The organism is Burkholderia sp. KCJ3K979 (assembly GCF_016759955.1).
Taxonomy (GTDB): domain Bacteria; phylum Pseudomonadota; class Gammaproteobacteria; order Burkholderiales; family Burkholderiaceae; genus Burkholderia; species Burkholderia orbicola.
In genome coordinates this window covers 1-14,645 of record NZ_JACFYV010000176.1, presented here as the reverse complement: position 1 = coordinate 14,645, position 14,645 = coordinate 1, and the positions used below count along the sequence as shown (strand labels likewise).

The window sequence follows — 14,645 nt, the reverse complement described above, 5'->3', positions numbered from 1 at the left end:
CGGCCGTACCGCGTCCGGCGCCGGCGGCCACGCCGCAGGCGACGCGCGAAGCCGCACCTGCACCCGTGCCGGCGACGCCGGCCGTCGCCGCGCCCGCTGCCCCGGTTCAGGCGCCCGCGCCCGCACCCGCCGTACCCGTGCGCGAAACCGCGCCGATCGGCGACGCGGCGTACCTGCGCAACCCGGCGCCCGACTATCCGGCGTTCGCGCAGGACCAGGGCTGGGAAGGGCGCGTCGTGCTGCGCGTGCACGTGCTCGCGAGCGGCACGCCCGACTCGGTCGAGGTCCGCACGAGCAGCGGCCGCCGCCTGCTCGATAGCGCGGCCGTGGCCGCCGTGAAGCGCTGGACCTTCGTCCCCGCGAAGCGCGGCGACGAAGCGGTCGACGGCTGGGTGAACGTGCCGATCGATTTCAAGCTGGGCTGACCCGCCGGGCCGCCCGCACATTTTTCGAGGAACTCACATCATGAACGCTATCCCGACCACCTTCATCGTCCAGGGCGCGCTCTGGCTGCTCGTCGTTTTCTCCGTCGTCACGTGGACGCTGATCGTCGTGAAGGCCATCCAGAGCCTGCGCTCGAGCGCGCGCAACCGGCGTTACGTCAGCGCGTTCTGGGCCGCGAACAGCTTCCACGACGCGGCCACGCTCGACGGCGCGAACAGCCCGGTGGGCGAACTCGCCGCGACGGGCTTCGACGCACTGCGACGCGCCGACGAGAGCAGCGCGCACGATCTCGAACACAGCTGGAGCCGTCATGACCTGCTCGAACGCCATCTGCGCCAGCAGATCCACAACGCGCGCCGGCGCGAGGAAGCGGGGCTCGCGGTGCTCGCGTCGATCGGCAGCACCGCGCCGTTCGTCGGGCTGTTCGGCACCGTGTTCGGCATCATCCATGCGCTGACCGCGATCACGCACAGCGCGTCGGCGAGCATCGACGTCGTGGCCGGGCCGATCGGCGAGGCGCTGGTCGCGACCGGCATCGGTATCGCGGTCGCGGTGCCGGCCGTGCTCGCGTACAACTTCTTCGTGCGCCGCGTGAAGGCCGCGTCGGCCGATCTCGACGCGTTCGCGACCGACTTCGTCACGCTCGCGCAGAAAGCCGGCTTCCGCGTGCCGGCCGCCGTGCCCGCCGCCGCGCCGGCGCGCCGTTCCGACGACACCCGCCAGGAGGCGTTCGCATAATGGCCTTCTCGTCCTCCTCCGACAACGACGACGTGCTCAGCGAAATCAACATCACGCCGCTCGTCGACGTGATGCTCGTGCTGCTGGTCGCCTTCATCGTCACCGCGCCGCTGCTGAACAACGCGGTGCACGTGAATCTGCCGAACACCGTCGCCACCGCGCCGGCCGACCGCAAGCCGAACGTGACCGTGAGCGTCGACGGCAAGGGCGTCGTGTACCTCGACAAGCACGCGGTCGCGCTCGATACGGTGCCGGCCGAGCTGGCCGCGCTGAAGGCCGGCCGGCCCGACGTCGCGCTCGACCTGCAGGCCGACGAGCACGTGCCGTACGGCACCGTCGCGAAGCTGATGGCCGCGATCGAGCACGCGGGTATCACGCGATTGTCGGTGCTCACCGCGCCGCGCGGCTGACGCGCGTTTCACGACTCCTTTTTGCGAACGCATTCATGAGCACCACGGCTTCACACAACGTTCAGTCGATCTGGTACACGCGCTGTCCGGTGCCGACACCACTCGGCATCGCCGCGCATCTCGGCTGGCTGGATCACGAATTCGCCGGCGACGGCATCACCGTGCGCGCGCTGCAGGAAAGCCAGCACGCGGCGCTGCATCACGCGCACGTCGACCATTCGCTCGACAACGCGTTCCGGCAGGGCGGCAGCATTCCGGCGCTGTGGGCGCGCGCGTCCGGCGCCGACACGCGCGTGGTCGCGCTGACCTGGGTCGACGAGGCGCAGGCGATCGTCGCGCTGCCGGAAGCCGGCCTCGCGCGGCCGAAGGACCTGCGCGGGCGCCGCATCGGCCTGCCGCGCCGCGACGGCGAGCGGATCGACATCTTCCGCGCGGCGGCGCTGCGCGGCTTCGTCAGCGCGCTGTCGCTCGACGGGCTCGGCCCCGGCGACGTCGAATGGGTCGACGTACCGGCATCGAACCTGCGCGCGCCGGTGTCGACGCCCGCGACCCGCGACGCGGCGTTCAGTCATCCGGCGAGCCTGTCGAGCCGCCGGCTCTATGCGGCCGAGGCGGCCGCGCTGGTGCGCGGCGACGTCGACGCGATCTACGTGAAGGGTTCGCTCGGGCTCGAAACCGCGCACCTGATCGGCGCGCAGCCGGTGGTCGACATCGGCTTTCATCCCGATCCGCAGATCCGCATCAACAACGGCTCGCCGCGGCCGCTGACCGTCAATGCGTCGACGCTCGAACGCCATCCCGACATCGTCAGCCGCTTTCTCGCACGCGTGACCGACGTCGAAGGCTGGGCGCGCGAGCACGAGCACGAAGTGCTCGGCTATCTCGGCCGCGAGACGGGGTCGGGCCATGACTGGCTGCGGCTCGCGTACGGCGTGGACGTGCACCGGCGGCTGCGCACGGATCTCGACGAAGCGTCGATTGTCGCGCTCGACGATTTCAAGCGCTTCCTGGTCGACTGGCGGTTCCTGCCCGCCGACTTCGACGTGCGCGCGTGGATCGACCGGCGCGCGCTCGACGGCATCGCGACGCTGTCGCGGTGAGCACGCCGGCACGTGTCGCCGACGCATGGCGGCGCGAGCGCTTCACCGGCGGCTTCATGCTGCTCGCGCTCGCGAGCGGCACGACGATCAGCATGGCGCAGCTCGCGACGACGCTGTATGCGCTGGCGCTCGGCGTCGACGACGCGCGGCTCGGCATCATCGCCGCGATGGAGCCGCTCGGCATCGCGCTGATGACGTTGCCGGCCGGGCTGCTGGTCGCGCGCTACGGTGCGCGGCGCGTGTACTTCGCGGCCAGCCTGGGGCCGATGCTGCTCAATCTCGTCGTGCCGTTTACGGGCGCATGGCCGCTGATCGCGCTCACGCAAGGGCTGATCGGGCTGTGCATCCCGTTCCGGATCGTGTCGATCAACGGCGTGTTTCTCGCGCGGCTCGCACAGATCGGCCTCGCCCGTGCGGGCTGGTATCGCGCGGCGATGTCGATCGGCATCGGGATGGTGGGGCCGTGGCTCGCGAGCGGGCTGATCGGCACGCACGGTGCGGTCGCGACGTTCTGCGTGGCGTCGGCGAGCTTCGCGGGGATGGCGCTGTTCAGCCGTGTGTTGCTCGGCGATGCGGCGCCACCGTCGCGCGGCGCGTCACGTCGAACCGGCGGCCTGCGCGCGCTGTTCGCGCTCGCGTGGAGCCACGACATCCGCGAGCAGCTCGTCGTGGAAGCGGTGAACAGCGCGACGCGCGCGCTCGTCGGCACCTATACGGTGGTGCTCGCGATCCAGTCGCTCGGCCTCACGCAGACGCGTGCCGTCGCACTGCTGACGTTGCAGGGCGCGGTCGCGGTGATCGCGCTGTTCGGGCTCGGGCACGTCGCGCAGCGCATGACCGAGCGCCGCTGTCATGCACTCGGCCTCGCGGGCGGCATGGCCGGGCTGCTCGCGCTCGGCCTCGGGCGCGATGCGTGGATCGTCGGTGCAGGGCTCGCCGCGCTGTGCGCCGGCTCGTCGCTGCTGCATCTCGTCAACATGCAGCATCTCGGCCGTCATCCGGCCGACAAGAGCCAGGTATCGAGCCTCTACAACCTCGCGTCGATGACCGGCGCGTTCTGCGGTCCGCTGGTCGGCAGCGCGCTTGCGCCGCTCGTCGGGTTGCGGGCTGTGTTTCTGTGCTGGCTGCCGGTCGTCGTGCTGGTCGCGCTCGCGCTGCGGCTCGCACACGGGCGTCGCGGCGCGATGCAAGCGCTGCCTGTGAAGCTGTCCTGACGAATTCGGCATCGTGCGGTGTTGCGTGACCAGCAATTTTCCGCCTTCACAGATGCGCATGCAGCAACACGGGCGCAGAAGACCCGCCGCGAGCCCCGTGCGACGGGCCTGTCGATGCTGGCATCCGAATTGCATGAGAGAACCCGTGCGTCGCGCACGCACTGCGTTCAACCGATCAAACAGGATGACTCATCGATGTTCAGGAAAAAACTAATCGTCACCGCGCTGGGGGGACTGCTGACGGGCGGCGCCGTATCGTTGCCCGCATGGGCAGAAGATGGCGCGGCGACGGCGGGGGCGCCGGACGCGAAGCCGGCGCAACAGGCATCGGACGATGCGGCCGCGGCCGCTGCGAAGGCGGTGCGTGCGAACCGCGGCACGGCCGTACGCGAAACGAATCTCGGCACGGTGACCGTGACGGCGCGCCGGCGCAAGGAGCGCATCCAGGACGTGCCGGTCGCGGTCAGCGCGCTGAGCGGCGATGCGATCAAGAACAACGAGCTGCGCGTGATCAACGACGTGACGAAGTACGTGCCGAACTTCACCGGGCAATCGACCGAAGGCCGCGAGCGGCCGCGCTGGTTCCTGCGCGGCGTCGGCAGCAACGATCCGTCGGACCTGTCGCTGAGCCCGATCGGCGTGTACTTCGACGACGTGTACATCAACAGCGTGTTCGGGCAGGGCTTTCCGCTGTTCGACCTCGACCACATCGAAGTGCTGCGCGGGCCGCAGGGCACGCTGTGGGGCAAGAATACGGTCGGCGGCGCGCTCAACATCACGTCGCAGAAGCCGACGTTCGACGTGAGCGGCTACGGCAAGCTCGGCTTCGGCCAGTACAACAGCCGGCTCGCGGAAGCGGCGATCGGCGGGCCGATCGGCAAGAACGACGTGCTGGCCGCGCGCGTGTCGGTGTATCACGAGAATGCCGACAGCTTCTACACGAACACGGTGCAGCAGGGGCGCTTCGGCGGCTTCCACGACAACGCGGTGCGCTTCCAGGTGCTCGCCGTGCCGACGTCGGACACCGATTTCCTGTTCAACATCCATGGCCGCAACTACACGGGCGGCGGCAACGCATGGCACGCGGAAGGTGCGGGGCGCGGTGGCACGAACCAGTTCGGCTTCGTCGGGTCGAGCGATCCGTATACGGTGTCGCTCAATGCGCCGTCGAGCGATCACATCTCGACGTGGGGCACGTCGCTGACCGCGCACTGGCGCATCAACCCGGCGGTGTCGCTGACGTCGATCACCGCGTTCGAAGGGCTGCACCGCTGGTACCAGGACGACGAGGACTATTCGCCGTTCGATGCGGCGCGCTCGCACGACCGCCTGTCGAGCCGGCAGTTTTCGCAGGAATTCCGGCTCGAATCGCCGCAGAGCGACCGCCTGAGCTGGATCGTCGGCACGCATCTGTTTACCGAGCAACTGGCCGAGCAGGGCGCCGGCGGCGGGCTGCCGGGCTCGCCGTCGCCCGCGTACTACCACCTGACCGATCTCACGCAGCACACGCAGAGCGCGGCGATCTTCGGCAGCGTCAAGTACCGCTTCACCGACCGCTTCAACGTGACGGGCGGGCTGCGTTACACGATCGAGCGCAAGACCATCAACCTGACCGGGCTGCAGGATACCGGCAACGTGACGTTCAGCGATCCGAACAGCTGGTGGTCGCCGTCGTCGGTGTCGTCGCCGCTCGCGGTCAGCGCGCGGCAGAACCAGACCAACACCTGGCGCGCGCCGACGTGGGACCTCACGCCCGAATATGCGCTCAGCAGCAACGTGCGTGCGTATTTCCGCTATGCGCGCGGCTTCCGCTCGGGCGGCTACAACGGCAACGCCTATACGCAGAGCACGGTGTCGACCGTGTCGCCGGAGTACCTGACCGATTACGAAGTCGGCATCAAGAGCGAGTGGTTCGACAAGCGGCTGATCGTCAACGCGAGCGTGTTCCACTACGACTATCGCGACATCCAGGTGTTCGCGCTGGCGCCGAACCCGTTCGGCGGGCCGCCGGTGTCGACGCTGTCGAATGCGGGGCAGGGGCGCGCGGACGGCTTCGAGCTGGAGCTGAAGGCGCAGCCGGTCAACAGCCTGTACCTGTTCGCGAACCTCGGGATGCTGAACACGCGCTACACGGAATTCCGCAACGTGCCGACGGCCGTGGGCAACTCGTTCGCGCGTTCGCCGCATACGACGCTGAACGCGGGTTTCGACTATCGCGTGCCGGTGTCGTTCGGCACGCTGACGGCCGGCGGCGACGTGAACTACCGCAGCCGCGAATACTTCAGCGCGACGCGGCAGACGATGCCGCAGCTGTGGCAGGGCGGCTATACGGTGCTGAACGCGCATGTGTCGTACACGACGCCGAACCAGAAGTACATCGTGACCGGCTACGTGACGAACCTGACGAACAAGGTCTACAAGAAGCTCGAGCTGTTGCCGTCGTATGGCGCGTATCCGACGCTGTACGGCGATCCGCGCACGGTCGGGATCACGCTGACCGCGAAGATCTGAGCCTGACCGGAAACGCCTGCCGCGGCGCCGGCGCCTGGCGCGTCGAGCCGCGGTACGTCGTCCCTGCACGCATCACGACGTGACGCGAATCACCACCTTGCCGAAGTGCTGCCCCGATTGCAGGTGCGCATACGCTTGCGGCGCTTCGTCGAAGCCGAACACGCGATCGACCACCGGCTTGATCCGTTTCGCGTCGACGAGGCGCGCGACGTCGTCGAGCATCGCGCGGCTGCCGACCATGAAGCCGTGCAGTTGCTTGACGCCGCCGATCAGCGGCAGCAGATCGAGTACCGGCCCGCCGAAGCTGCTGAGGCCCCCGATGATCGACACGATGCCGCCGAGCTTCGTCGCGGCGATCGAGCGCGGCAGCGTATCGCGGCCGCCGACTTCGACGACGAGATCCGCGCCCGCGCCGCCGGTGAGCCGCAATACTTCATGTTGCCATTCGGGCGTCGTCCGATAGTTGATCGTTGCGTCCGCACCGAGTGCGCGGGCGCGTTCGAGCTTCGCGTCGCTCGACGACGTGACGATCGTGCGCAACCCCGTGGCCTGCGCGAGCTGCAGCGCGATGATCGATACGCCGCCCGTGCCGAGCAGCACGACGGTCGCGCCCGGCTTCAATCCGCCGCCGACGAACAGCGCGTTCCACGCGGTGATGCCCGCGCACGACAGCGTCGCCGCTTCGTCGTAGTCGAGATGCGCGGGAATCGCGACCAGCGCGGTTTCGTCGGCGACGAAGCGTTCGGCCAGCACGCCGTCGAATTGCGCGCCGGGCGAACCCGACACTTTGTGCGGCGTCGGCGGCCCGTCGCTCCAACGCGGGAAGTAGGTGTTGATCACGCGGTCGCCCGGCTTGAAGCGCGTGACGTCGCGGCCGGTCTCGACCACTTCGCCGGCGCCGTCGGCGACCGGGATCAGCGCTTCCTTGCCGATACCCAGATAGTCGCCGCGCGCGAACATCAGGTCGCGATAGTTCAGCGCGGCCGAGTGGATCTTCACGACGACGTCGGTCGGCCCGACCGCGCGCGGCGTCGCGTCGATGCGCCCGAGCCCGGCAATGCCGTCGCCCGGTTTGAGATGCCATGCATGCATGTCGACTCCTTTTCGAGATAGTCCGGACTATCATAGTGTTGCGCAGGCGGACGCATTGGCGAGAATTCGGCCAACGATTGTCGCCGGCATGGACGCAACCCTGTCATCGCACCGGAGTGGAGCGGCATGGATGAACGGCTGAGAGGCGTCGCCGAATTCGTCGACGTGGTGGAATCGGGCAGCTTCGCGGCGGCGGCGCTGCGTCTCGGCATGACGCGCTCGGCCGTCGCGAAGATCGTCGCGCGGCTCGAACTGCGTCTCGGCGCGCGGCTCTTGCAGCGCACGACGCGCCAGCTCGGCCTGACCGACGAAGGGCTCGTCTATTACGAGCAGTGCCGGCGGCTGCTGGCCGAACTCGGCGAAACGGAAGCCGCGCTCGATGCGGGGCGTCGCGAGCCGGCCGGGCGCGTGCGCGTCAGCGTGCCCGTGCTGTTCGGGCGGCAGTGCGTGGCGCCCGTCGTGCGGCGTCTCGTCGAGCGCCATCCGCGGCTCGAAATCGACATGTCGTTCAGCGATCGCGTGGCCGACCTCGTCAACGACGGTTTCGATCTGGCCGTGCGCATCGGCGAGCTGGCCGATACGAACGCGCTGGTCGGCCGCAAGCTCGGCGTGCAGCGCATGGGCATCTGCGCATCGCCCGCGTATCTCGCGCGTCACGGCCGGCCGTCGGGGCTCGACGAACTCGCGTCGCACGTCGGCATCGCGTATTCGCGCGGCGGACAGCCCACACCATGGCGAGTCATCGGCGCGGACGGCGCGGTGCACGACCATCGCGCGACCGGCCGCCTGCGGTTCGACGACCTGCAGGCGATCGCCGATGCGGCCGCCGCCGGCGCGGGCCTGGCGTGGCTGCCGTGCTGGCTGATGGCGCCGTACCTGCACGATGGCCGTCTCGCGCTCGTGATGGACAGCAACAGCGTGTCGGGCGCCGAGGTGTTCGCGGTGCGTCCGGCGGCGCGCCACGTGCCGTCGAAGGTGCGGGCCGTCGTCGATGCGCTGGTCGACGAGATTCCGCACATGCTGGCGTCCGACGACGCAAACGGGGCGCGCGCATGACGGCGACCAATGCGCCGACGACGGCGCGACAACCCGGCTGGCCGCGCATCGCGCCCGCTCGCGTCTCATATATCGAGAACACATCCCGGTAATTGACGCGAATTTCACGGGGCTCCTAGACTGGCCTGCATGACGCCGCGCCTCACGCGAGACGATCCAGGAGACATGCCGATGACCGCCACCGCCCCGCAGTTGCACGCCGCGACGATGCGGCGCCTGAACCTGCGCCTGATTCCGTTCCTGATGCTGCTGTACCTCGTCGCGTATATCGACCGCTCGAACATCTCGGTCGCGGCGTTGCAGATGAATGCCGACCTCGGCCTCAGCGCCGAAATGTACGGGCTCGGCGCGGGGCTGTTCTACGTGACCTACATCCTGTTCGAGGTGCCGAGCAACCTGTTCCTCGCGCGGGTCGGCGCACGCCGCTGGATCGCGCGGATCATGATCACGTGGGGCATCGTCGCGGCCGCGATGAGCGCGGTGCAGACACCGGGGCAGCTCTACGCGATGCGCCTGCTGCTCGGCGCGGCCGAAGCCGGCTTCACGCCGGGCATCATCTACTACCTGTCCGCGTGGTATCCGCCGAGCGACCGGGCGCGTGCGATGTCGTTCTTCTATATCGGCGCGACGCTCGCGTCGGTGATCGGGCTGCCGCTGTCCGGCGCGCTGCTGAACCTGAACGGCGCGCTCGGCGTCGAGGGCTGGCGCTGGCTGTTCCTGCTCGAAGGCGTGCCCGCGCTGCTGCTCGGGTTCGTCGTGCTGCGCCGCCTGCCCGATACGCCGGCGCATGCGCGCTGGCTGCCGGCCGACGAGCGCGCGTGGCTCGAAGCGACGCTGCGCGACGGCGCGCCGCGCGAGCATCTGTCGCATGGCGTCGCATTGCGGCGTGCGTTCGGCGACGGCAAGGTGTGGGCGCTCGCCGCGTTCTGGTTGTTGCAGGCGTTCGGCACGATCGGCCTGACGTTGTTCCTGCCGCTGCTCGTGAAGAGCCTGTCGGGGCAGTCGAGTTTCGCGGTCGGCAGCCTGTCCGCGCTGCCGTTCCTGTTCGCATGCGTCGCGATGTATCTAAATGGCCGGCATTCGGATCTCGGCGGCGAACGCGCGCTGCATCTCGGCGTGCCGATGCTGTTGGCCGGTGCGTTGCTGGTCGCGGCGATCTACACGCCGGTGCTGCCCGTCGCGTATGCGCTGCTGGTGTTCGCGGTCGGCTTCAACTGGGCGGCGACGCCGGTGTTCTGGGCCGTGACGACCGAGTACGTGTCGGGCCTCACGGCGGCCGCGTCGATCGCGCTGATCAACGCGGTCGCGAACATCGCGGGGCTCGCGCTGCCGCCGGTGATGGGGCGGATCAAGGACGTCACGCATTCGTACGATCTCGCGCTGCTGCTCGTCGCGGTCGCGTTGCTGGCGGGCGGTGTGCTCGCGTTGCGGATCGCGTCGCGGCGCGCGATGCCGGTGGTGGCGGGGCGGGTGGGGTGAGCGAATGGCGAGTGTGAGGGTGACGCATCGAACGCGACGAGAAGGCATCGACCGTACGCGTTTCTCATCGCTGCGGCACAATCGGGCGGAGCACGCGCGCGCCGGGTGACCACAAGGCGCGTTGCGCCATTTCCTCCGCATTCCTTCCCAAGGGCACGCCCATGTCATCCCGCACTTATCTCGTCACCGGCGCATCACGCGGCATCGGCCTCGCGATCAGCACCACGCTCGCCCGACGCGGCCATCGCGTCGTCGGTCTCGCGCGGCACGCGCAGGGCATCGACTTCCCCGGCGAATTGCTCGCGTGCGATCTCGCCGATATCGAGCAGACCGCCGCGACGCTCGCGCGGATCGGCGAACGCCACCACGTCGACGGCATCGTCAACAACGCGGGCATCGTGTTGCCGCAACCGCTCGGGAAGATCGATTTCCAGTCGCTGCAGACCGTGTTCGATCTCAACGTGCGGGCCGCGATCCAGGTCACGCAGCACTTTGCCGATGCGATGAAGGCGCGCGGCTACGGGCGCATCGTCAACATCTGCAGCCGCGCGATCTTCGGCAGCCTCGACCGCACGGCGTATTCCGCCGCGAAGAACGCGCTGGTCGGCTGCACGCGCACATGGGCGCTCGAACTCGCCGAGCACGGCGTGACCGTCAACGCGGTGGCGCCCGGCCCGATCGAGACGGAACTGTTCCGCCAGACGCGGCCGGTCGGCAGCGAAGCCGAGCGCAAGGTGCTCGCGACGATTCCCGCGCGCCGGCTCGGCACGGCCGACGACGTCGCGGCCGCGACCGTGTTTTTCTTGTCGGACGAAGCCGGTTTCGTCACCGGGCAGGTGCTGTCGGTGGACGGCGGCGGCAGCCTCGGCGGGCGCAGCTGACGCGCGGCGGCGCGGTGCGTGGCGCACGACCTACGTCGCATATTCCCCCACCCCGTTAGCATGTGACGAATCCGACTTTGGGCGCTGCGCGAGCGACGCTAAGATCGCCGATCCCGTAGATCGAGCGTCAACAATAATGAAAAAGTCCGCGTCGCCGTTGCATGCTTTTCGTTTCCGTGTCGTCTGCGCCGCGATTGCCGGCGCGGTGTCGCTCGCGTCGTGCGGCGGCGTCGACAGCGACGCGCCGCCGTCGCAGGCCGGCGTCACGCCGACGCCCACCCCGACCCAGGCCGCGAAACGCCCGAACATCCTGTACATCATGGCCGACGATCTCGGCTATTCCGACATCCATGCGTTCGGCGGCGAGATCAACACGCCGAACCTCGATGCGCTCGTCGCATCGGGCCGCATCCTGTCGAACCATCACACGGGCACCGTCTGCGCGATCACGCGCGCGATGCTGGTGTCGGGCACCGATCACCATCTCGTCGGCGAAGGCACGATGGGCGTGCCGACCGACGAGCGGCGCGGGCTGCCGGGCTACGAGGGCTACCTGAACGATCGCGCGCTGTCGTTCGCGCAACTGCTGAAGGACGCCGGCTATCACACGTATATCGCGGGCAAGTGGCACATCGGCTCGGGCATCGTCGGCAGTGCGACGGGCAGCGGGCAGACGCCCGACCAGTGGGGCTTCGAGCGCAGCTACGTGCTGCTCGGCGGCGCGGCGACGAACCACTTCGCGCACGAGCCGGCCGGCTCGTCGAACTACACGGAAGACGGCCGCTACGTGCAGCCGGGCCAGCCCGGGCAGCCGGGCGGCACGGGCGGCAGCCCGGCCGTGTTCTATTCGACCGATTTCTATACGCAGAAGCTGATCTCGTACATCGACGCGAACAAGCAGGACGGCAAGCCGTTCTTCGCGTACGCGGCCTACACGTCGCCGCACTGGCCGCTGCAGGTGCCCGATCCGTGGCTGCACAAGTACGCGGGCGTGTACGACGCCGGCTACGATGCGATCCGCAACGCGCGGATCGCGCGGCAGAAGGCGCTCGGCCTGATTCCGGCCGATTTCAAGCCGTTCGACGGGCTGCCCGAGACGACGGTCGCCTCGCCCGCGACCGCGAACAACGGCACGGCCAGCGCGAAGTACATCAACGCGGTGCATTCGGCCGCCGACGGCTACAGCGACTACGGCCCCGGCAAGGTCGACAAGCTGTGGTCGAGCCTGTCGCCGGCCGAACGCAAGGCGCAGGCGCGCTACATGGAGATCTACGCGGGGATGGTCGAGAACCTCGACTACAACATCGGCCTGCTGATCCAGCACCTGAAGGACATCGGCGAATACGACAACACGTTCATCATGTTCCAGTCGGACAACGGCGCGGAAGGCTGGCCGATCGATTCCGGCGCCGACCCGACCGCCACCGACACCGCGAACGCGCAGGAGCCGACCTATTCGGCGCTCGGCACCGACAACGGCAAGCAGAATGCGCGGCGCCTGCAGTACGGGCTGCGCTGGGCCGAAGTGAGCGCGGCGCCGTTCCGGCTCACGAAGGGCTATTCGGGCGAAGGCGGCGTATCGACGCCGACGATCGTGCACCTGCCGGGCCAGTCACAGGCGTTGCCGACGCTGCGCGCGTTCACGCACGTGACCGACAACACGGCGACGTTCCTCGCGGTCGCGGGCGTCACGCCGCCGTCGCAGCCGGCGCCGCCGCTCGTCAACACGCTGACGGGCGTCGACCAGAACAAGGGCAAGGTGGTCTACAACAACCGCTACGTGTATCCGGTCACGGGCCAGTCGCTGCTGCCGGTGCTCACCGGTTCGGCGACGGGCGAAGTGCACACGACGCCGTTCGGCGACGAAGCGTACGGCCGCGCGTATCTGCGCAGCGCCGACGGCCGCTGGAAGGCATTGTGGACCGAGCCGCCGCTCGGCCCGCTCGACGGTCACTGGCAGCTTTACGACCTCGCGTCGGATCGCGGCGAGACGACCGACGTGTCCGCGCAGAACCCGTCGGTGATCGGCACGCTGGTCGACCAGTGGAAGACCTACATGGGCAACGTCGGCGGCGTCGAACCGCTGCGTCCGCGCGGCTACTACTGATCGCGGGGCGACACGATGCGGTTGCGTTTCTGGACGATCGGCGCGGCGCTGGCCGCCACGCTGTTCGCCGCCGCGTTCGCGGCGGGCTATGCGAATCCGGCGGCGCCGGCGGACGGCGCGTTCGACGACCTGAATCGCGGCCGCGCGCTCGCGCCGCTCGGTTCGGAGCGCCAGTGCGAACGCTATTCGGGGCTGCCGTCGAAGTGGCGTGACGATCCGCAGGCCGGGATGGTGCACCTGCGCGGCGGCGCGTTCGTATTCGGCAGCACGCGCGGCTATGCGGACGAGCGCCCGGTCGGCGACGGCAAGACGCGCGTCGGCGGCTTCTGGATCGACCAGACCGACGTGACGATCGCGCAGTTCGCCGCATTCGTGCAGGCCACCGGTTACGTGACCGAGGCCGAGCAGCAGGGCGGCGCGGCGGTGTTTCATGTGCCGACGCGCGACGAGATGAACGCGCGCGACCTCGCATGGTGGTCGTGGGTGAAGGGCGCGTCGTGGCGGCATCCGCGCGGGCCCGGCAGCGACGTGGAAGGGCTCGGCAACCTGCCGGTGACGCTCGTCACGCAGCGCGATGCGCTCGCGTATGCGCGCTGGCTCGGCCGCGACCTGCCGACCGAGGCCGAATGGGAATACGCGGGCAAGGCGGGCCGCGACGACGCATCGCTCGATGCGGCGCCGCGCGATGCGCAGGGTAAGCCGGCCGCGAACTACTGGCAGGGCGCGTTTCCGGTGCTCGACTCGGCCGAGGATGGCCACGCGGGGTTGGCGCCCGTCGGCTGCTATGCGGCGAACGGCTTTCGTCTTTACGACATGATCGGCAACGCATGGGAATGGACGAAGGATGCGTACACGGGCCCGCATCAGTCGCACACGAACGGCGATACGGCGGCCGTGGCGCCGCCGACGCGCCGGCACGATACGCCGATGGTGATCAAGGGTGGTTCGTTCCTGTGCTCGCGAGACTACTGCGTGCGCTATCGCGCATCGTCGCGCGAACAGCAGGAAGCCGATCTCGGCGCGTCGCACATCGGGTTTCGCACGATCCTGAGGGACGCGTCATGACGGCGCGCATCGGGCGTTTCATGGCGGCGTGGCTGCTGGCTGCATGCGGCGTCGTGCTTCACGGCGCGGCAGTGGCTGCCGAAGCCGCGGCGCCGGCCGTGCGCGTCGGCGTCACACGCGGCGTGCATGCGCAGATCCTCGACGAAGTGAAGCGGGTGGCCGCCGCGCGCGGGCTGGGCGTCGACGTCGTCGAATTCGACGACGCATCGCGCATCGACACGGCGCTGGCGGACGGGCGGATCGACGCGGCCAGCTTCGAGGATGCGCAACAGCTTGCCGCGACCCGCGCACGGAAACGCTACGCGCTGACCGAAGTCGCGCCGACCGTCACGCTGCCGATGGCGTTCTATTCGCGCCAACTGAAGAACCTGAACGAACTGCAACCCGGCGCGACGGTCGCGCTTCCCGCCGATCCGCGCGGGATGGCGCGTGCGCTCGTGCTGCTGCAGAACGACACGCTGGTGACGCTGCGCGAAAAAGCCGGGCTGCATGCGACGCTGCGCGACGTGACGGGCAACCGGCTCGGGCTGAAATTCGTCGCGCTGCGT

General features: G+C 69.1%; 13 protein-coding genes. 12 read left to right on the top strand and 1 reads right to left on the bottom strand.

Going from position 1 to position 14,645, the window contains the following annotated elements; translation table 11 throughout:
• The 6 genes from H3O04_RS27220 to H3O04_RS27195 all read left to right on the top strand — a co-directional run.
• On the top strand, positions 1-425 hold a 425-nt coding region (locus H3O04_RS27220), incomplete at its 5' end, for an energy transducer TonB (protein WP_237666442.1).
• 40 nt (positions 426-465) lie between these two features.
• On the top strand, positions 466-1,182 hold the full coding sequence (locus H3O04_RS27215) for a MotA/TolQ/ExbB proton channel family protein (RefSeq protein ID WP_012338724.1): 717 nt from the start codon (positions 466-468) through the stop codon (positions 1,180-1,182).
• Positions 1,182-1,592 (top strand): ExbD/TolR family protein, encoded by a 411-nt coding sequence (locus tag H3O04_RS27210; protein WP_202588853.1) that lies wholly within the window; start codon positions 1,182-1,184, stop codon positions 1,590-1,592. Before H3O04_RS27215 ends, H3O04_RS27210 begins: the two co-directional genes overlap by 1 nt.
• Positions 1,593-1,627: 35 nt before the next feature.
• Positions 1,628-2,692, top strand: a complete 1,065-nt coding sequence (locus tag H3O04_RS27205) for an ABC transporter substrate-binding protein (protein WP_202588852.1) — start codon at positions 1,628-1,630, stop codon at positions 2,690-2,692.
• Complete coding sequence (locus H3O04_RS27200; RefSeq protein WP_202588851.1) at positions 2,689-3,906, top strand: MFS transporter; 1,218 nt, start codon at positions 2,689-2,691, stop codon at positions 3,904-3,906. Before H3O04_RS27205 ends, H3O04_RS27200 begins: the two co-directional genes overlap by 4 nt.
• 195 nt (positions 3,907-4,101) lie before the next feature.
• On the top strand, positions 4,102-6,417 hold the full coding sequence (locus H3O04_RS27195; protein ID WP_124548045.1) for a TonB-dependent receptor: 2,316 nt from the start codon (positions 4,102-4,104) through the stop codon (positions 6,415-6,417).
• Between the two features lie 72 nt (positions 6,418-6,489).
• On the opposite strand, the gene H3O04_RS27190 is transcribed toward H3O04_RS27195, so the two are convergent.
• Positions 6,490-7,509 carry a zinc-dependent alcohol dehydrogenase family protein gene (locus tag H3O04_RS27190; protein ID WP_202588850.1) on the bottom strand — a complete coding sequence of 340 codons (1,020 nt, stop codon included), beginning with the start codon at positions 7,507-7,509 and terminating at the stop codon, positions 6,490-6,492.
• Positions 7,510-7,635: 126 nt separating this feature from the next.
• On the opposite strand from H3O04_RS27190, the gene H3O04_RS27185 reads away from it, so the two are divergent.
• The 6 genes from H3O04_RS27185 to H3O04_RS27160 all read left to right on the top strand — a co-directional run.
• Positions 7,636-8,565 (top strand): LysR substrate-binding domain-containing protein, encoded by a 930-nt coding sequence (locus H3O04_RS27185; RefSeq protein WP_202588849.1) that lies wholly within the window; start codon positions 7,636-7,638, stop codon positions 8,563-8,565.
• Between the two features lie 171 nt (positions 8,566-8,736).
• Positions 8,737-10,044 (top strand): MFS transporter, encoded by a 1,308-nt coding sequence (locus H3O04_RS27180; RefSeq protein ID WP_202588848.1) that lies wholly within the window; start codon positions 8,737-8,739, stop codon positions 10,042-10,044.
• Between the two features lie 161 nt (positions 10,045-10,205).
• Entirely contained in the window at positions 10,206-10,925 is a 720-nt protein-coding gene (locus H3O04_RS27175; protein WP_011694582.1) for an SDR family oxidoreductase, read from the top strand.
• A 136-nt stretch (positions 10,926-11,061) separates the two neighbouring features.
• Positions 11,062-13,032 carry an arylsulfatase gene (locus H3O04_RS27170; protein WP_202588847.1) on the top strand — a complete coding sequence of 657 codons (1,971 nt, stop codon included), beginning with the start codon at positions 11,062-11,064 and terminating at the stop codon, positions 13,030-13,032.
• A 15-nt stretch (positions 13,033-13,047) separates the two neighbouring features.
• Complete coding sequence (locus H3O04_RS27165) at positions 13,048-14,097, top strand: formylglycine-generating enzyme family protein (RefSeq protein ID WP_202588846.1); 1,050 nt, start codon at positions 13,048-13,050, stop codon at positions 14,095-14,097.
• A partial coding sequence (locus H3O04_RS27160; RefSeq protein ID WP_202588845.1) for a MetQ/NlpA family ABC transporter substrate-binding protein occupies positions 14,094-14,645 on the top strand: 552 nt, incomplete at its 3' end. The genes H3O04_RS27165 and H3O04_RS27160, both read left to right, overlap by 4 nt.

What these genes read in the sequence shown, in the direction of transcription:
- H3O04_RS27215 (WP_012338724.1), top strand. Translation starts at nt 466, where the DNA reads ATGAACGCTATCCCGACCACCTTCATCGTCCAGGGCGCGCTCTGGCTG.
- H3O04_RS27210 (WP_202588853.1), top strand. Translation starts at nt 1,182, where the DNA reads ATGGCCTTCTCGTCCTCCTCCGACAACGACGACGTGCTCAGCGAAATC.
- H3O04_RS27205 (WP_202588852.1), top strand. Translation starts at nt 1,628, where the DNA reads ATGAGCACCACGGCTTCACACAACGTTCAGTCGATCTGGTACACGCGC.
- H3O04_RS27195 (WP_124548045.1), top strand. Translation starts at nt 4,102, where the DNA reads ATGTTCAGGAAAAAACTAATCGTCACCGCGCTGGGGGGACTGCTGACG.
- H3O04_RS27190 (WP_202588850.1), bottom strand. Translation starts at nt 7,509, where the DNA reads ATGCATGCATGGCATCTCAAACCGGGCGACGGCATTGCCGGGCTCGGG.
- H3O04_RS27185 (WP_202588849.1), top strand. Translation starts at nt 7,636, where the DNA reads ATGGATGAACGGCTGAGAGGCGTCGCCGAATTCGTCGACGTGGTGGAA.
- H3O04_RS27180 (WP_202588848.1), top strand. Translation starts at nt 8,737, where the DNA reads ATGACCGCCACCGCCCCGCAGTTGCACGCCGCGACGATGCGGCGCCTG.
- H3O04_RS27175 (WP_011694582.1), top strand. Translation starts at nt 10,206, where the DNA reads ATGTCATCCCGCACTTATCTCGTCACCGGCGCATCACGCGGCATCGGC.
- H3O04_RS27170 (WP_202588847.1), top strand. Translation starts at nt 11,062, where the DNA reads ATGAAAAAGTCCGCGTCGCCGTTGCATGCTTTTCGTTTCCGTGTCGTC.
- H3O04_RS27165 (WP_202588846.1), top strand. Translation starts at nt 13,048, where the DNA reads ATGCGGTTGCGTTTCTGGACGATCGGCGCGGCGCTGGCCGCCACGCTG.